We start from the raw sequence: 16,987 nt of genomic DNA, 5'->3' as shown, positions 1-16,987 counted from the left end.
TTTCCCGCTCACACCTTCACCAGCCCTCGCGCGGCGCCGCCCAGTGCCAGGTACACGTCCTCCAGGCTGGGCGTCGCGAGCGTGAAGTCGTCCAGTGCGGCGAAGGCGGCGCCGCCGGTGACGGTGGCGACGACCGCGCGGGCCTCCTCGGGGGCGAGGCGCAGCGTCCAGCGCCGTCCGGCCTCGACGGCCCGCTCGCGCAGCGCGGCGACCTCCGGGACGTGCAGCGGCGCCGTCTCGCGCCACACCAGCTCGACCCGGACCTCGTCGGCGACCCGTTCCTTCAGCCCGGCGGGGGTGTCGCAGGCGATCACCCGTCCCTGGTCGAGCACGGCGACCCGGTCCAGGACCGTCTCCGCCTCGATGACGTTGTGGGTGACGAGCAGCACGGTCGTGCCGCGCTCGGCCCGCCGCCGGTCCACGGCCGCCCACACGGCCCGGCGCGCGACGGGGTCCATCCCGGTGGTGGGCTCGTCCAGCACCAGCAGCGGCCGCTCGCCGACCAGCGCGGCGGCGAAGCACGCCAGCCGCCGCTGCCCGCCGGACAGCTTCTTCAGGGCCCGCCCGGCGATGCCGGTGAGCCCGAGCTCCTCCAGTACGGCGTCCCGCTCGGCCCGCGCCTGCCGTGCCTCCAGGCCGCGCAGCCGCCCGGTCGTCTCGGCGGCCAGCGACACCGTCAGCTCGTCGAGCGCGGTCGACTCCTGGCCGAGGTAGGCGAGGATCCGGGAGGCCCGCTCGGGGTGCCGCACGATGTCGTGCCCGAGGATCTCGACGCTGCCCGCGTCGGGGCGCATCAGCCCGGTCAGCTGCCGTACCAGGGTGGACTTGCCGGCCCCGTTCGGCCCGAGCAGCCCGAAGATCTCACCGCGGCGCACATCCAGCCGCACGTCGTCGGTGGCCCGCACCGCCGGGGCGCCGGGGACACCCCTGCGCCCTCGTACGGCCGGATAGGTCTTGGTCAGCCCGCGCACCGCGCACACGACATCACGACCGTGCCGATGTGCCTGTGCCGCGCGCGTACTCACAAAGGACGAGGGTACGGGGTCGCAGGCCTTTACCCGCCCTTGGGGCCGCCCGTCACCGCACGGGGTTCACTCACCGGCGGGCGCGTGTTCGGCCGCCGTCCGTACGTCGATCTCCCGCCAGAACCCCGCCCGGATGGCGTAACGGTCGTGCTCGTCGATCTGGTCGTCCTTGTGGGCCAGCAGTCCGAATCGGGCCGCGTACCGAAGGAGCTCGCCGTCGATGCGGTGCGGGATCCGCGGGTACATGCCCGACAGCTTCTGCAGATGGCTCTGGTCCCCCAGCCGCTCCATCCAGCGCCGCGCGAACACCTGACCGACCTCGAACGGGTCGCCGCCGACGGTCGTGATGTCCTCCTCCCGGTCGGCCCACCGCTGCTCCGCCGTGGTGAGCTGGGCCAGCGTCGGCATCGAGGCGGCCTCCGCGGGCTCGGCCACGGGCCGGTCGACCCAGCCTTTGTCGGAGGACCAGCGCAGAGTCGCGTTGGCGGGCTGCGGGCTCGGCTGGACGCCGGGGGCGCGCAGGGCGGCGAGGTCCTTGGGGGTGGGCACGCCCTTGGGTGCGGGGACCCGCTCCTGCGTGCCGTTGTCGGCGACGGTGGCCGCCGCTGCGTGCTCGCGCTCATCGGCGGGCCGCTCGGTCGCGGTGAGCGCGGAGTCCGGCAACGGCGCGGAGAGGATCGCGGCGATCTCGGGCCGGGGCACGGGCGGCGGCGCGCAGATCCCGCCGAGCTCCTTGGCCCGTACGGCCTTGGTGATCCAGGTCCGGTCGAGCACCCGCCGCTCGTCCGCCTCGGCGACCAGGTCCTCCGACTGGTTGTAGTCCCCGTCGGCGGCCTGCACCGCCCACAGGTGTACGGCGACCCCGTGCTCCTTGGCGGCCATCATGCCCGGCAGCAGATCGCCGTCGCCGGTGACCAGGACGACGTCGGAGCAGGCGCGGTTGCGGGCGAGCTCGGTGAGCTCGGCGTGCATGGCGGCGTCCACGCCCTTCTGGGCCCAGCGTCCGTCGCTGCGGGTCAGGGCGCCCAGCCGGACGGTGACGCGGGGCATCACCCGCAGTCGGCGGTGCTCGGGCTGGGGCACCCGGTCGGGGGCGCCGTCGAACCAGTAGATGCGCAGCAGGGGCCGTTCGGTGTCGGACTCGGCGCGCTCTCGCAGGCCCTGGATGAGGGCGGTGTGGTCGACGGTGATGCGGGAGCGGGAGGGCTCCCCGGCAAGGAGACTGGCGGCGGCCCCCAGCAGATACCCGGCGTCCACCAGGACGATGCAGCGGTCCACGCGATCCACCCTCTTTCCGGGAGGTTTGCTTCGGGCTTCCTTCGAGTCTGCCCGACTACGCAGGTGTTAACGGCCCGAACTCGATCTTCGGCGTGGCGTTTCGGAGTGCGGCCTCCGTCCTCGCTCCCCGATAAGCCCTGTCACAGACGGTAATTATCCGACATGCGCTTGTTGTCAGCCTATGTGAATCTGGTCCCGGCCCTGGCCCCTAGATCCCCCACAGGAGGCAGATCACCATGGCCAAGAACAAGAAGCAGAACCGTAAGCAGCCGCAGACCGGGCGTGCTCAGCAGTCGGCCGAGCAGATCTCGATGGAGTCGCCGGCCGAGCAGGACTTCCCGCAGGTCACCCCGGGCGACATGGCCCGCAAGGGGCGGCACAAGAGCTTCGGTCACAACTGACATCTGCATAACGGGTTGTTGAGACCCAGGCACATGTCGAGGGGCGCACTCCGTGAAGAGTGCGCCCCTCGCGCGTGCGTAGCGTGCTCAGCCGGCCAGGCAGGACGGGCCGAGCAGCACCTTCAGATCGCCGAAGAGCGCCGGATCGGGCTTCACCCGGTGCCGGTCCAGCCGCAGCACGGTCGTCTTCGTCGGGCCCTGGAGCTTGATGCGGACCTCGCTCTCGCCCTTGTGGTGGGTGAGGATCTCGCCGAGGCGGCTGATCATCGGCGGGGTGACCCGGGTGGCCGGGATGGTGAGGATCACGGGCGCGTTGGTGCCCGCGTTGGACAGGTCGGGGACCTGCAGCTCCATCGCCACCAGCCGGGGCACGTCCTCACGCTTGTCGAGGCGGCCCTTGACGAACACCACGGCGTCCTCGACGAGTTGGGTCGACACCAGCTGGTAGGTCGCGGGGAAGAACATACACTCGATGGAGCCGGCGAGGTCCTCGACGGTAGCGATCGCCCAGGCGTTGCCCTGCTTGGTCATCTTGCGCTGCAGGCCGGAGATGATGCCGCCGATGGTGACGACCGCGCCGTCCGCGTGCTCGCCGCCGGTGAGCTGGGCGATGCCCGCGTCGGCCTTGTCGGACAGCACGTGCTCCAGACCGAAGAGCGGGTGGTCGGAGACGTACAGACCGAGCATCTCGCGCTCCTGGGCGAGCAGATAGGTCTTGTCCCACTCCTCGTCGGTGAACTGCACGTCGAGCCCGAAGCCGGGCTCGTCGGTCTCCTCCTCGCCCATCCCGCCGAAGAGGTCGAACTGGCCCTCGGCCTCCTTGCGCTTGACCGCGACCACGTTGTCGATCATCGGCTCGTACTGGGCGGTGAGCCCCTTGCGGGTGTGTCCGAGGGTGTCGAAGGCGCCGGCCTTGATCAGCGACTCCGTGGTGCGCTTGTTGCAGGCGGTGGCGTCGACCTTGTCGAGGTAGTCGGGGAAGGAGGCGTACTTCCCCTTGGCCTTGCGGGCCTTGATGATCGACTCGACGACGTTCGTTCCGACGTTGCGCACGGCCTCCAGGCCGAAGAGGATCACCTCGTCGCCCTGCGCGGCGAAGTTGTGCACCGACTCGTTGACGTTCGGCGGGAGCACCCTGATGCCCATGCGGCGGCACTCGTTGAGGTAGACCGCCGACTTGTCCTTGTCGTCCTTGACGGACGTCAGCAGGGCGGCCATGTACTCGGCGGGGTGGTTGGCCTTCAGGTAGGCGGTCCAGTACGAGACCAGGCCGTACGCGGCCGAGTGCGCCTTGTTGAAGGCGTAGCCGGCGAACGGCACCAGCACGTCCCACAGGGCCTGGATCGCCTCGTCGCTGTAGCCGTTCTTCTGGGCGCCGGCCTGGAAGATGGTGAAGTTCTTCGCCAGCTCGTCGGGCTTCTTCTTGCCCATCACGCGGCGGAGGATGTCGGCCTCGCCGAGCGAGTAGCCGGCGATGATCTGGGCGGCCTTCTGCACCTGCTCCTGGTAGACGATCAGGCCGTAGGTGACGTCCAGGACCTCCTTGAGCGGCGCCTCCAGCTCGGGGTGGATCGGGGTGATCTCCTGGAGCTTGTTCTTGCGCAGGGCGTAGTTGGTGTGCGAGTCCATGCCCATCGGGCCGGGACGGTAGAGCGCGGAGACGGCGGAGATGTCCTCGAAGTTGTCGGGCTTCATCAGGCGCAGCAGCGAGCGCATGGGACCGCCGTCGAACTGGAAGACGCCCAGGGTCTCGCCGCGTTGGAGCAGTTCGAAGGTCTTGGGGTCGTCCAGCGGGAGGCTCAGCAGCTCGAGGTCGATGCCCTTGTTGGACTTCACCATCTTGACGGCGTCGTCCATGATCGTCAGGTTGCGCAGGCCGAGGAAGTCCATCTTCAGCAGGCCGAGCGACTCGCAACTCGGGTAGTCCCACTGCGTGATGGTCACGCCGTCGGTGTGCCTCACCCAGACCGGGACGTGCTCGGTGATGGTCTCGCTGGACATGATCACGCCGGCGGCGTGCACGCCCATCTGCCGGACCAGGCCCTCGACGCCCTTGGCGGTGTCGATGACCTTCTTCACGTCGGGCTCGTTCTCGTACATCGCCCGGACCTCGCCCGCCTCCGAGTAGCGGGGGTGCGAGGAGTCGGTGATGCCGTTGAGGTCGATGCCCTTGCCGAGGACGTCGGCGGGCATGGCCTTGGTGATGCGGTCGCCCATCGCGTAGGGGTAGCCCAGCACGCGCGCGGAGTCCTTGATCGCGTTCTTGGCCTTGATCTTGCCGTAGGTGCCGATCATGGCGACCTTGTCGGCGCCGTACTTCTCGGTCACGTACCTGATGACCTCGACGCGCCGACGCTCGTCGAAGTCGATGTCGACGTCGGGCATGGAGATGCGCTCGGGGTTGAGGAAGCGCTCGAAGATCAGGCCGTGCGGGATCGGGTCGAGGTCGGTGATGCCCATGGCGTACGCGACGATCGAACCGGCCGCGGAGCCTCGGCCGGGGCCGACCGCGATGCCGTTGTTCTTGGCCCACATGATGAAGTCGGCGACGACGAGGAAGTAGCCGGGGAAGCCCATCGAGATGATGACGTCCATCTCGTAGTCGGCCTGCTTCTGGCGGTCCTCGGGGATGCCGCCGGGGAAGCGGCGCTCCATGCCGCGGCGCACCTCCTCCTTGAACCACGTGACCTCGGTGTAGCCGTCGGGGATGTCGAACTTCGGCATGAGGTTCTTGGCCTCGAACATGCCGGCGGTGTCGACCATCTCGGCGATCAGGAGGGTGTTGCGGCAGCCCTCCTGCCAGGCGTCCGAGGAGTCGATGGCGTACATCTCGTCCGTGGACTTCAGGTAGTAGCCGGTGCCGTCGAACTTGAAGCGGTCGGGGTCGGAGAGGTTCTTGCCGGTCTGGATGCACAGCAGGGCGTCGTGGGCGGTCGCCTCGTGCGCGTACGTGTAGTGCGAGTCGTTGGTGACCAGCGGGGGGATGCCGAGCTTCTTGCCGATCTCGAGAAGGCCTTCCCGGACCCGGTGCTCGATGTCGATGCCGTGGTCCATTAGCTCCAGGAAGTAGCGGTCCTTGCCGAAGATGTCCTGGTAGTCGGCGGCCGCCTTGAGGGCCTCCTCCTCCTGGCCCAGGCGGAGCCGGGTCTGCACCTCGCCGGAGGGGCAGCCGGTGGAGGCGACGATCCCCTCGGACCACTGGGAGATGGTCTCCTTGTCCATCCGGGGCCACTTCTGCAGCCAGCCCTCGGCGTAGGCGTCCGAGGAGAGGCGGAAGAGGTTGTGCAGACCCGTCGAGTTCACCGCCCACATCGTCTTGTGGGTGTAACCACCGGAACCGGACACGTCGTCCCGCTTCTGGTGCGGCTGGCCCCACTGGATCTTGCGCTTGTTGCGCCGGGACTCCGGGGCGACATAGGCCTCGATGCCGATGATCGGGGTGACCCCTGCCTTCTTCGCGGAGTGGAAGAAGTCGTACGCCCCGTGGAGGTTGCCGTGGTCGGACATGGCGATGTGCGTCATGCCCATCTCGTTGCACGCGTTGAACATGTCCTTGAGCCGCGCGGCACCGTCCAGCAGCGAGTACTGGGTGTGGACGTGCAGGTGCGTGAACGGCGGCTTTGACACGGTGTGGCCTCCATGGAAAACAGTCGGTGACGGGCGCTCGGACAGTTCTGGGGTCAGCGTCGAAGTCTATGCCTCGGCACTGACACTCGAGGGGCTCCCCCGCGTACCTTCACAGCGAGGGCCGCGGGCACTTCCGCGCACCCTCGACCGTTGGAGACGACAGAAACGCTGTCGTACACATCCATGCACCAGGAGGCACCTCGCGATGTCGGTACCCCAGCTCAACGACGAGCAGCGCGGCGACGAGATCCTCGCCGTCTTCGACACCGCCTTCGGCGAGCTCCTGGCCGCCGACCCGGCCGCGTTCCGCGTGAAGTTCCGCAAGATGGCGGCGTCCGCGTTCGCGTTCTACCGGGGCACGGCGTGCCTCTTCTACCACGACCTGGACGCCGAGAAGCGGGGCGGCCCGTACCTCGACGAGCGCACCTCGCGCGTGTGGATCCACGGCGACCTGCACGCGGAGAACTTCGGCACGTACATGGACTCCAACGGCCGCCTGGTCTTCAACGTCAACGACTTCGACGAGGCCTACGTCGGACCCTTCACCTGGGACCTGAAGCGCTTCTCCGCCTCCGTCGCGCTGATCGGGTACGCGAAGGCCCTCAGCGACGACCAGATCACCGAGCTGGTGCGGGTGTACGCGGGCGCGTACCGCGAGCGGGTCCACGCGCTGGCGACCGGCGCCAAGAGCGACGAGGTGCCGCCCTTCACGCTGGACACCGCCGAGGGCCCGCTGCTGGGCGCCCTGCGCGCCGCCCGCTCGCTGACCCGCTTCGAGCTGCTGGACTCCATGACGGAGATCCGCGACTTCGAGCGCCGCTTCGCCCCGGGCGGCGGTTCCATCGAGCTGGACGCGGCCACCCGCTACAAGGTCCTCGCGGCCTTCGACGGCTACCTGGAGACGCTGCCGGACTCCTCGCTGGCCCGCCCGGACTCCTACCGCGTCAAGGACGTGGTCGGGCGCCGCGGCATCGGCATCGGTTCGGCCGGTCTGCCGTCGTACAACATCCTTCTCGAAGGGCACAGCGACGCCCTGGAGAACGACGTGGTGATCTACATCAAGCAGGCGCAGACCCCGGCCGTCTCCCGGCACATCACCGACCCGGCGATCCGGGACTACTTCCAGCACGAGGGCCACCGCACGGTGATCTCGCAGCGCGCCCTGCAGGCGCACGCCGACCCGTGGCTGGGCTGGACCGAGCTCGACGGCGCGGGGCAGCTGGTCGCCGAGGTGTCGCCGTACGCGGTCGACCTGGACTGGGGCGACATCGACGACCCGGAGGAGATCGCGGCCGTCGTCGCCGACCTCGGCCGGGCCACCGCGACGATGCACGCGGCGGCCGACGACACCTCCGGCGAGTCCCTGGTGCCGTTCTCCACGGAACGGGCCATCGACGCGGCGATCGCCGCCGACGAGGCGGGCTTCGCGGACCTCCTGGTCGGCTTCGCGCACGACTACGGCGCACGCGCGCGTGCGGACCACCAGATCTTCGTGGACCTGTTCCGCAACGGCAGGATTCCGGGTCTCTAACGGTCCGTAATCTCACAGCCCGCTTTTAGGGGTCCCTTACAGGACCACGTGACAGACTCTCCACACCATGGACATATCCGGGATCCGGCTCAGGGCGCTGCGCGCGGCGGTGTTCACGACACTGGTCGTGACACTCGGCACCGCGTCGCACGTCCTGCTGTCCCGGGTCCCGCTGCCGCTGAACACGGTGGCCGCCGTCGCCGTCGCCGTGTTCGCCGTCTCCTACGCCCTGGCCGGCCGCGAGCGCGGCTTCGGGCCGATCGCCGCCCTGCTGATCCCGCTGGAGCTGGCGGCCGACACGGTCTTCACCACCGGCCAGCACGTCTGCTACGGCCGGGCGGGCGGCCCGGTCGCCGGGCCCCTGCGCTCCGTCGGCTGGGATCTGCTGTGCGGCAGCAACACCCAGATCGGCACCCCGCTGACCCGCGTCACCGGCACGGGCACCGACCGCCTCACGGCCCTGCTCGCGCACGCCGCCCCGGGGACGGCCTGGCTGCTGCTCGGCGCGCACGTCTGCGTCGGGCTGCTGGCCGCCGCCTGGCTGGGCCGCGGCGAGCGGGCCCTGGCCGAGCTGGTACGGGCCGTGACCGCGACGACGTTCCGGCCGCTGCTGCTGGCGGTCGCCGCGGTGACCGTCCGGCCGACGACGGTGGTCGCGCGCGTACGGCGCCCCCGGACCCGTACGGCCGTCGTCCGCGACCGGCTTCTCGTGCACTCCCTGGGACGACGGGGACCACCGTGCTCGACCGCTCTCGCCTGATCCACGGCTCCGAAGAGCACTGAGTACGACACCTCCCCACCCACGTATCACGCGTACGGCATGTGCGCGTCCCACACGGAGATCATCGATATGAGCAAGCGGAACAGCGCGGCGGCGAAGACGGCGGCCCGGGAGCGGCTGCGTCAGGAGCGCGAGCGCCAGGCCAAGCGGGCCAAGGCCAAGCGCCAGATCATCGTCGCCGCCTCGGTCGTCGCGGTCCTCGCGGCGGCCGGCGGCATAGGTTACGCCGTCGTCCAGGCCAACAAGCCCGGCCACTGGGAGGCCGTGAAGAGCGACAAGGTCGTCGCACCGGCCAACACCACCGGCACGAACGGCACGACCGTCGTCATCGGCAAGGCGAGCGCCAAGAAGACCCTCAAGGTCTACGAGGACCCGCGCTGCCCGATCTGCGCCACCTTCGAGCAGACCGTCGGCTCCACGGTCAAGAAGGACATCGACGACGGCAAGTTCAAGATCCAGTACATCGGTGGCACCTTCCTCGACGGCGACTCCCTGGGCAAGGGCAAGATCGGCTCGCGCGGCGAGGGCTCCAAGAACGCCATGAGCGCCATGGGCGCCGCGCTGAACGTCAGCGACGAGGCCTTCCTCGAGTACAAGACGGCGCTGTACTCCAAGAAGTGGCACCCGGACGAGTCCGCCGACAAGTTCAAGAGCGACGACTACCTCATCAAGGTCGCCCAGACCGTCCCGGCCCTGAAGGACAACAAGACGTTCCAGAACGACGTCAAGAGCGGCAAGTACGACGCCTGGGCGCTCGCCATGTCCAAGACCTGGGACACCAACAAGGACGGCGTGACGGGCACCCCGAGCTTCGTCATGAACGGCAAGATGCTCACGGTCGACAGCCAGGGCAACCCGCCGATGACGGTTGCGCAGTTCAACCAGGTGGTCGGCGCGGCTCTCAAGGCCTGACCGACCTCCGGGAGAAGAGCGGGCGAACTTTCGCGAGTTCGCCCGCTCGGGCGTCTACCGATCAGTAACCTGATCGCTCGTGACCAGTCGATACAGAACCGACGAGAGCCCCAACCCGCTTTCCCCGCGCCGCCGTACGGTCGTCAAGGCCGCGGCGGCGACCGCTGTCCTGGCCGGGCCTCTCGCCGCGGCCCTGCCCGCTCGGGCGGCCGCGGAGACCCCGCAGTTCCTGCACGGCGTCGCCTCCGGCGACCCGCTGCCCGACGGCGTCCTGCTGTGGACCCGCGTCACGCCCACCGCCGAGGCGACGCCCGGCTCCGGCCTCGGCCCGGACACCGAGGTCGGCTGGGTCGTCGCCACGGACCGGGCGCTGACGAACATCGTCGCCAAGGGCTCCATCACGGCGACCGCCGCCTCCGACCACACCGTGAAGGCGGACATACGGGGCCTGCAGCCGGCCACCGACTACTTCTTCCGCTTCTCGGCCGGCGGCACGGACTCCCCGGTGGCGCGCACCCGCACCGCGCCGGCGGCGGACGCGGCCGTGGCCTCCCTGCGCTTCGGCGTGGTCTCCTGCGCCAACTGGGAGGGCGGCTGGTTCGCCTCGTACCGCCACCTCGCGGCCCGCGGCGACCTGGACGCCTGGCTGCACCTCGGCGATTACATCTACGAGTACAAGTCCGGCGAGTACGCGGCCCGCGGCGAGGTCGTCCGCCCGCACGCGCCCACGAACGAGATCATCACGCTCGCCGACTACCGCACCCGGCACGGCAAGTACAAGACCGACCCGGACCTGCAGGCCCTGCACCTGAAGGCGCCGGTCGTGGCGATCTGGGACGACCACGAGTTCGCCGACAACGCCTGGTCCGGCGGCGCGGTCAACCACACCGAGGGTGCCGAGGGCGCCTGGACCGACCGCAAGGCGGCCGCCAAGCAGGCCTACTTCGAGTGGATGCCGGTGCGCCCGGCGATCGCGGGCACGACCTACCGCCGGCTGCGCTTCGGCAAGCTGGCCGACCTGGCGCTGCTGGACCTGCGCTCCTTCCGCTCCCAGCAGGCGACCTCCGGCTCCGGTTCGGTGGACGACCCGGACCGTACGATCACGGGTCGCGCCCAACTCGACTGGCTCAAGGCGGGGTTGAAGGCCTCCGACACCACCTGGCGGCTGGTCGGCAACTCGGTGATGATCGCGCCGTTCGTCGTCGGCTCGCTCTCCGCGGACCTGCTCAAGCCGCTCGCCAAGCTGCTCGGCCTGCCCCAGGAGGGTCTCGCCGTCAACACCGACCAGTGGGACGGCTACACCGACGACCGCCGCGAACTCCTCGCCCATCTGCGGTCCAACGCCATCCGCAACACCGTGTTCCTCACCGGCGACATCCACATGGCGTGGGCCAACGACGTGCCGGTGGACGCCGGCACCTACCCGCTGTCGGCCTCGGCCGCCACGGAGTTCGTGGTCACCTCGGTGACCTCCGACAACCTCGACGACATCGTGAAGGTCCCCGAGGGCACCGTCTCCGCGGTCGCCGCGCCGGTCATCAGGGCCGCCAACCGGCACGTCCACTGGGTCGACACCGACCGCCACGGCTACGGCGTCCTGGACATCACCGCCGACCGCGCGCAGATGGACTACTACGTCCTGTCCGACCGCACGGACAAGAACGCGACCTCGACCTGGGTGCGTTCGTACCGCACGCGGTCGGGCACGCAGAAGGTCGAGCGGACGTACGACCCGGTCTGATCAGAGCGTTTCGAGGAAGCCGAGTGCCACCCGCCAGGTGGCCTCGGCGGCCTCCTCGTCCCAGTCCGGCAGCCCGGGGTCGGTGTAGAGGTGCCCGGCGCCCGCGTACCGGTAGATCTCCACGTCCGCGCCCGTCCTGCCCATCTGCAGATACCAGGCGCTCAGCCAGTCGTCCGTCTCGAACGGGTCCGGCTCGGCCACGTGCAGCTGGACGGGCAGCTCGTCCACCGAGGCGTTCGGCGCGATGTCCGACGTGCCGTGCAGGAGCAGCAGCCCGCGGGCCTTGCCGTCGCCGAGCGCGAGGGTCTGCGCGATCGAGGCACCGAGCGAGAATCCTGCGTACACCAGGCCCCGCTCCGAGTAGGGCGCGGCCGCCAGCACGGCCCGCTTGAGCAGTTCGTCCTTGCCGATCTCGTCCTTGAAGGCCATGCCCTCCTCGACCGTCTCGAACGTGCGCCCGTCGAAGAGGTCAGGGGTCCACACCTCGTGTCCGGCGCCGCGCAGCCGGTCCGCGGCCTCGCGCACCGCGGGCCGCAGGCCGTAGGTCGAGTGAAAGAGCATGATGTTCATGAGGCCATGGTGCCAGCCGGGACCGACGGCGCCGTCCGGCGCCCGTACCCGTTTCCCGTCGGAAGTCACATGTTCATGACCCCGCGACGCCGGTTAGGTTCGCAGGCATGGAGAACGTACTCCGCCCTCTGATCGTGATCGGCGGGTCGGTCGTGCTCACGCTGCTCATCGGCTGGGCCACCGACCTGCTGCTGCGCAAGGCCGACGAACGAGACAGCGAGACACAACTGTGGGGACTGCTGCGGCGCGGCCGGTTCCCCTACCAGCTCGTGCTGTGCGCCGCCCTGCTCAGAGGCTCCTACGACCAGGCCCGGCTGACGAGGGAACACCGGGTGGCCGTCGGGCAGCTGCTGACCCTGGTGCTGATCGGGGCGGCGGCCTGGCTGGTGATCCGGATCGCGGCGGCGATCGTCGAGACGTCCTACACCCGTTACGCCCGCGCCCACCACGACGCCGCCCGGGTCCGCCGGGTGCGCACCCAGGTGTCTCTGATCATGCGGGTGGTCTCGGCGGTCGTCGGCGTGGTGGCCGTGGCCGCGATGCTGCTGACGTTCCCCGCGATGCGTGCGGCCGGTGCCTCGCTGCTGGCCTCGGCCGGCATCCTCGGCATCGTCGCCGGTGTCGCCGCCCAGTCGACGCTGAGCAACATGTTCGCCGGGCTGCAGATCGCCTTCGGCGACATGGTGCGCCTGGGCGACACGGTCGTGGTGGACGGCGAGTGGGGCACCGTCGAGGAGATCACGCTGACCTTCCTGACCGTGCGGACCTGGGACGAGCGGCGGATCACCATGCCGGTGTCGTACTTCACCTCGAAGCCGTTCGAGAACTGGTCGCGCGGCACCCCGCAGATGACCGGCATCGTCTACTGGCACCTGGACCACTCGGCGCCGGTCGAGGAGATGCGCGACAAGCTCCGCGACATCCTGCGGCAGTGCCCCGCCTGGGACGGCCGTGACTACGGCCTCGCGGTCACCGACTCGACGCCGAACACCATCCAGGTCCGCGCCCTGGTGACGGCCAAGGACGCGGACGACATCTGGACGGTGCGGGTCACGGTCCGCGAGCAGATGATCCGCTGGCTGAACGAGCGCCACCCGCACGCCCTGCCCCGCGTCAACACGGCGGAGGCGGTGCTGCCGCCGGGTCTGCTGCCGTCCCAGGACGGCGCCGGCCGCCGCCACTATGCCCACGAGACACCGCGAACGGGACGCGGCTGAGGCCCCGCACGGCTCGGCCCGGCCGGTCAGTGCCCGCGCTCGGCACCCCCGTTGACCTGGATGACCTGTGAGGTCACATGTCCGGCTCCCGGTGACGCCAGCCAGTGCAGGGTCGCGGCCACGTCACCGGGGGTGCCGGCGCGCTTGTTCGAGGTGTCGGCGACGAGCCGCTCGCGTCGGGCCGGGTCGATCCGCGGCCCGAAGAACTCGGTGTCCTCGATGTACCCGGGGGCGACCACGTTCGCGGTGACCCCGCGCGGCCCCAACTCACGCGCCAGATCGTGGGCGTACGGGTGCAGCGCCGCCTTGGCGCCCCCGTACGCCCCGCTGCCCGACCCCCGGTAGGCGGCGATGGAGCTGACGAACAGCACCCGCCCACCGGGAGAGGCGAGCCGGTCCTTGAGGGCCTCGGTCAGGAGCGCTGCGGTCAGGGTGTTGATGCGGAAGTTGACGGTCCAGTCGTGGGCGACCCGGTCGAGCGGATCGCCGCTCTCGGCCGGCGGCTCCAACTGCCCACTGCCCCCGGCGCCGTGGACCAGGACGTCCACCGTCCCGAACTCCCGTGCCACGAAGTCCGCGACACCGCGCACGGCGGCCGGGTCACCGAGGTCGGCGGCGTACGTCGAGGCGCCGGGCACGTCGGCCCTCTTCAGCACCTCGGCGCGCCGCCCGAGCAACAGCACCCGGTCCCCGTCCGCCGCGAACAACCGGGCCGCCGCGAGCCCGATCCCCGTACCACCACCGCTGATCACCACGTTGCGAGACATGATCCGACCCTAGGCACCGAACGCCCCCGTCCCGCAAGCGCATTGCCGTCATCGCAGGCTGCGTACGTCGAGATGGCGCAGCACCCGGTCCACGACCTCCGGATCGGCCCCCGGTTCGTTCCGCGCCGCCAGCACCTCGTGCCGCGCCGCGCTCAGCAGCTCTGCCTGGATCCGCCGCATCCGCTTGAGCCTGCGCACCCGCATCTCGTGCGCCTCGCGCCGCTCCTCCTCGCCCAGATCCGGGCTGATCCGCACCCCGATCTCGAAGGCCCGCCGCAGCATCTGCTCGGACAGGTCCTCCGGCAGTTCCTCGACCTCCTCGATCTCCCGCAGCCTGTGCTTGGCCGCCTTGGCCGCACGCACGGCGAGTTCCCGCTCGAACTTCTTCTCGCGCTCGGTGTCGGCCTGCACGTCGAGCTTCTTGACCAGCCACGGCAGGGTCAGCCCCTGCAGCACCAGCGTCCCCATGATCACGCCGAAGGCGATGAAGATGATCTCGTCCCGGTCAGGGAAGGCCGAACCGTCGTCCGTCTTCAGCGGGATCGCCAGGGCCAGGGCGACCGAGGCAACGCCCCGCATGCCGGACCACCACATGACGACGGTCTCCCGCCAGCTCGTCGGAATGTCCTCGTCGTGGTCGCGCTTGGCGTGCAGCCGCCGGGTGAGCCATGTCGCCGGCAGCAGGTACACCAGGCGTACGAGGACGACCACGCCCAGGATCGCGGCCGACCAGGCCAGCAGCTCGCCCCACCGCCCGGACGCCGTGCGGATGGCGTTGTGCAGCTCCAGGCCGATCAGCCCGAAGGCGACGCCCGTGACGAGGGTGTCGACGATGTCCCAGAAGGTGTGCCCGGCGAGCCGGGTCATCACGTCGTCGGGGTCGGTGGCGTACTCGGCGAGGAACAGCGCGGTGGTGAGCACGGCGAGCACACCGGAGCCGTGCATCTCCTCGGCCAGGACGTACGAGGCGTACGGCACGAGCAGCGTCAGGCTGACCTGGAGGGTCGCGTCGCCGAGCAGGTCGAGGAGCCTGTTGGCGCCCCAGCCCAGGGCGACGCCCACCGCGACCGCGACCACGGCGGACAGGACGAGGTCGAGCATCGCCCGTCCCGCGTGGAACTCCCCGCTGACGGCCGCGGCCACCGCCACGTGGTACAGCACGATCGCCGTCACGTCGTTGAACAGGCCCTCGCCCTCCAGGATGGACACCAGCCGGCGCGGCAGCCCGAGCTGGCCCGCGACCGCCGTGGCGGCCACCGGATCGGGCGGCGCGACCAGGGCGCCGAGGGCCACGGCGGCGGCGACGGGCAGCCCCGGCACGACGGCGTTCGCCACCACGGCCACGCAGACGGTGGTGATGAAGACCAGTGCCACCGCCAGCAGGAAGATCGGCCGGCGGTTCGCCGCGAACTGCCGCCACGAGGTCCGCCGTACCGCCGCGTACAGCAGCGGAGGCAGCAGCAGGGGCAGGATGAGGTCCGGCGGGACATTGACGTCCGGGACGAAGTCGGCGACGGCGAGGACCATGCCGAGCAGGGTCATCAGGACCGGCGCGGGCAGCCCGAACCGGTCCCCCACCGGCACGCTCAGCACGGCCCCGAGCAACAGCACGAACAGCAGGGCCAACTGATCCACGGTCAGCGCTCCGGAAGATCGACGTCCGACGGGCAGACCTCCAGCCTGCCACGACGCCGACCCACCAGGCTTTTCGGCTCCCTGCTACAGAGCGCGCCGCATCGCCCGGTGCGGGATGCCCGCCTCCTGGTACTCCGGCCCGTACGCCTCGTACCCCAGCCGCTCGTAGAACCCCAGGGCGTGGGTCTGCGCGTGCAGGTCCACGGCCGTCAGTCCCCGCGCGCGTGCCGCGTCCTCGATGGCCCGCACGAGGGCGACGCCGATGCCCAGCCCGCGCGCCTCCCGGGCGACCGCCAGCCGCCCGAGCGACCCCGCGGACAGGTCGCCGCCGACCTTGGCCGCGGCCGCCTCCCCGTGCAGCAGCCGCCCGGTGCCGAGCGTGAACCCGTCCTCCCGCACGGCCAGCACATGCACGGCCACGGCGTCGTACTCGTCGTACTCGATGTCCTCGGGCACGCCCTGCTCGCCGACGAAGACCTCCTTGCGTACGGCGAAGCAGGCCTCCAGGTCGGCGGGGTCCTCGGCGACACGCACCCGGTACGCCGGGGTGCCGCTCATCCGTAGGTCTCCTCGCGGACCAGGTCCAGCGCCTTCTGCAGGTCGGCCGGGTAGTCGCTGGCGAACTCCACCCACTGTCCGTCGCCGGGGTGCTCGAAGCCGAGCCGGACGGCGTGCAGCCACTGCCGGGTCAGGTGCAGCCGCTTCGCCAGGGTCGGGTCGGCGCCGTAGGTGAGGTCACCGACGCAGGGGTGCCGGTGGGCGGCCATGTGGACGCGGATCTGGTGGGTGCGGCCGGTCTCCAGCTTCACGTCGAGCAGGGAGGCGGCGCGGAACGCCTCGATGAGGTCGTAGTGCGTGACGGAGGGCTTGCCGTCGGCCGTGACCGCCCACTTGTAGTCGTGCTGGGGGTGGCGGCCGATGGGCGCGTCGATGGTGCCGCTGGTCGGGTCCGGGTGGCCCTGTACGAGCGTGTGGTAGCGCTTGTCGACCGTGCGCTCCTTGAACTGACGCTTGAGCGAGGTGTACGCGTACTCGGACTTGGCGACGACCATCAGGCCGGAGGTGCCGACGTCGAGGCGGTGCACGATGCCCTGGCGCTCGGCGGCGCCGGAGGTGGAGATGCGGTAGCCGGCCGCGGCGAGGCCCCCGATGACCGTCGGTCCGGTCCAGCCCGGCGACGGGTGCGCGGCCACGCCCACCGGCTTGACGATCACCACCACGTCATCGTCGTCGTGCACGATCTCCATGCCCTCGACGGGCTCCGCGACGACCTGCACGGGCGCGGGCGCCTGCGGCATCTCGACCTCGAGCCAGGCGCCGCCGTGCACCCGCTCCGACTTCCCGACCACCGATCCGTCGACCATGACCTTCCCCGCGGCGGCGAGCTCGGCCGCCTTGGTCCGGGAGAAGCCGAACATGCGGGAGATGGCGGCGTCGACGCGCTCGCCCTCCAGGCCGTCGGGCACGGGCAGGGTACGGATCTCGGGAATCGTGCTCACCCG

At 70.4% G+C, this 16,987-nt stretch carries 14 protein-coding genes; 6 read left to right on the top strand and 8 right to left on the bottom strand.

Annotation, left to right across the window (positions count from 1 at the left end):
- Positions 1-8: 8 nt before the first annotated feature.
- Entirely contained in the window at positions 9-1,025 is a 1,017-nt protein-coding gene (locus ACQF4J_RS33450; RefSeq protein WP_351562115.1) for an ABC transporter ATP-binding protein, read from the bottom strand.
- Between the two features lie 66 nt (positions 1,026-1,091).
- Positions 1,092-2,303, bottom strand: coding sequence for an NYN domain-containing protein (locus ACQF4J_RS33445; protein WP_351562117.1), 1,212 nt, complete (start codon positions 2,301-2,303; stop codon positions 1,092-1,094).
- 236 nt (positions 2,304-2,539) lie between these two features.
- On the opposite strand from ACQF4J_RS33445, the gene ACQF4J_RS33440 reads away from it, so the two are divergent.
- Positions 2,540-2,704: a hypothetical protein gene (locus tag ACQF4J_RS33440; RefSeq protein ID WP_427167525.1), complete on the top strand. Its 165-nt coding sequence runs from the start codon at positions 2,540-2,542 to the stop codon at positions 2,702-2,704.
- A gap of 87 nt (positions 2,705-2,791) precedes the next feature.
- On the opposite strand, the gene dnaE is transcribed toward ACQF4J_RS33440, so the two are convergent.
- A complete protein-coding gene (gene dnaE, locus ACQF4J_RS33435) occupies positions 2,792-6,331 on the bottom strand; it encodes a DNA polymerase III subunit alpha (RefSeq protein ID WP_351562121.1) in 3,540 nt (1,179 codons plus the stop codon).
- Between the two features lie 205 nt (positions 6,332-6,536).
- Between dnaE and ACQF4J_RS33430 the strand changes: the two genes are divergently transcribed.
- From ACQF4J_RS33430 to ACQF4J_RS33415, 4 genes are all read left to right on the top strand, one after another.
- The gene (locus ACQF4J_RS33430) at positions 6,537-7,862 is read left to right on the top strand and encodes a DUF2252 domain-containing protein (RefSeq protein WP_351562122.1); all 1,326 of its coding nucleotides are present in this window, start codon (positions 6,537-6,539) and stop codon (positions 7,860-7,862) included.
- A gap of 67 nt (positions 7,863-7,929) precedes the next feature.
- Positions 7,930-8,622: a hypothetical protein gene (locus ACQF4J_RS33425; RefSeq protein WP_351798702.1), complete on the top strand. Its 693-nt coding sequence runs from the start codon at positions 7,930-7,932 to the stop codon at positions 8,620-8,622.
- A 90-nt stretch (positions 8,623-8,712) separates the two neighbouring features.
- Complete coding sequence (locus ACQF4J_RS33420; protein WP_351562125.1) at positions 8,713-9,555, top strand: thioredoxin domain-containing protein; 843 nt, start codon at positions 8,713-8,715, stop codon at positions 9,553-9,555.
- Positions 9,556-9,634: 79 nt separating this feature from the next.
- Positions 9,635-11,296 carry an alkaline phosphatase D family protein gene (locus tag ACQF4J_RS33415; protein WP_427167522.1) on the top strand — a complete coding sequence of 554 codons (1,662 nt, stop codon included), beginning with the start codon at positions 9,635-9,637 and terminating at the stop codon, positions 11,294-11,296.
- Here ACQF4J_RS33415 and ACQF4J_RS33410 read toward each other — a convergent pair whose 3' ends face one another.
- Complete coding sequence (locus ACQF4J_RS33410) at positions 11,297-11,866, bottom strand: dienelactone hydrolase family protein (RefSeq protein ID WP_351562131.1); 570 nt, start codon at positions 11,864-11,866, stop codon at positions 11,297-11,299. It abuts the gene before it with no gap.
- A gap of 107 nt (positions 11,867-11,973) precedes the next feature.
- On the opposite strand from ACQF4J_RS33410, the gene ACQF4J_RS33405 reads away from it, so the two are divergent.
- Positions 11,974-13,083 carry a mechanosensitive ion channel family protein gene (locus ACQF4J_RS33405; RefSeq protein ID WP_351562133.1) on the top strand — a complete coding sequence of 370 codons (1,110 nt, stop codon included), beginning with the start codon at positions 11,974-11,976 and terminating at the stop codon, positions 13,081-13,083.
- A gap of 26 nt (positions 13,084-13,109) precedes the next feature.
- Here the strand turns inward: ACQF4J_RS33405 and ACQF4J_RS33400 are convergent, their stop codons facing one another.
- The 4 genes from ACQF4J_RS33400 to ACQF4J_RS33385 form a co-directional block, all read right to left on the bottom strand.
- Positions 13,110-13,850 carry an SDR family NAD(P)-dependent oxidoreductase gene (locus tag ACQF4J_RS33400; protein WP_351562135.1) on the bottom strand — a complete coding sequence of 247 codons (741 nt, stop codon included), beginning with the start codon at positions 13,848-13,850 and terminating at the stop codon, positions 13,110-13,112.
- Between the two features lie 48 nt (positions 13,851-13,898).
- Positions 13,899-15,485, bottom strand: coding sequence for a Na+/H+ antiporter (locus ACQF4J_RS33395; protein ID WP_351562137.1), 1,587 nt, complete (start codon positions 15,483-15,485; stop codon positions 13,899-13,901).
- An 84-nt stretch (positions 15,486-15,569) separates the two neighbouring features.
- Positions 15,570-16,043 (bottom strand): GNAT family N-acetyltransferase, encoded by a 474-nt coding sequence (locus tag ACQF4J_RS33390; protein ID WP_427167520.1) that lies wholly within the window; start codon positions 16,041-16,043, stop codon positions 15,570-15,572.
- Positions 16,040-16,984, bottom strand: a complete 945-nt coding sequence (locus ACQF4J_RS33385; RefSeq protein WP_351562142.1) for an RluA family pseudouridine synthase — start codon at positions 16,982-16,984, stop codon at positions 16,040-16,042. The genes ACQF4J_RS33390 and ACQF4J_RS33385 overlap by 4 nt, the downstream gene beginning before the upstream one ends.
- Between the last annotated feature and the right edge of the window lie 3 nt (positions 16,985-16,987).

It is taken from the genome of Streptomyces sp. C1-1 (genome assembly GCF_050214755.1).
Lineage (GTDB): Bacteria > Actinomycetota > Actinomycetes > Streptomycetales > Streptomycetaceae > Streptomyces.
Note: the sequence above shows the minus strand (reverse complement) of the source record. Positions and strands in the feature narration are given on the sequence as shown.

What these genes read in the sequence shown, in the direction of transcription:
- ACQF4J_RS33420 (WP_351562125.1), top strand. Translation starts at nt 8,713, where the DNA reads ATGAGCAAGCGGAACAGCGCGGCGGCGAAGACGGCGGCCCGGGAGCGG.
- ACQF4J_RS33400 (WP_351562135.1), bottom strand. Translation starts at nt 13,850, where the DNA reads ATGTCTCGCAACGTGGTGATCAGCGGTGGTGGTACGGGGATCGGGCTC.
- ACQF4J_RS33425 (WP_351798702.1), top strand. Translation starts at nt 7,930, where the DNA reads ATGGACATATCCGGGATCCGGCTCAGGGCGCTGCGCGCGGCGGTGTTC.
- ACQF4J_RS33390 (WP_427167520.1), bottom strand. Translation starts at nt 16,043, where the DNA reads ATGAGCGGCACCCCGGCGTACCGGGTGCGTGTCGCCGAGGACCCCGCC.
- ACQF4J_RS33410 (WP_351562131.1), bottom strand. Translation starts at nt 11,866, where the DNA reads ATGAACATCATGCTCTTTCACTCGACCTACGGCCTGCGGCCCGCGGTG.
- ACQF4J_RS33440 (WP_427167525.1), top strand. Translation starts at nt 2,540, where the DNA reads ATGGCCAAGAACAAGAAGCAGAACCGTAAGCAGCCGCAGACCGGGCGT.
- ACQF4J_RS33430 (WP_351562122.1), top strand. Translation starts at nt 6,537, where the DNA reads ATGTCGGTACCCCAGCTCAACGACGAGCAGCGCGGCGACGAGATCCTC.
- ACQF4J_RS33405 (WP_351562133.1), top strand. Translation starts at nt 11,974, where the DNA reads ATGGAGAACGTACTCCGCCCTCTGATCGTGATCGGCGGGTCGGTCGTG.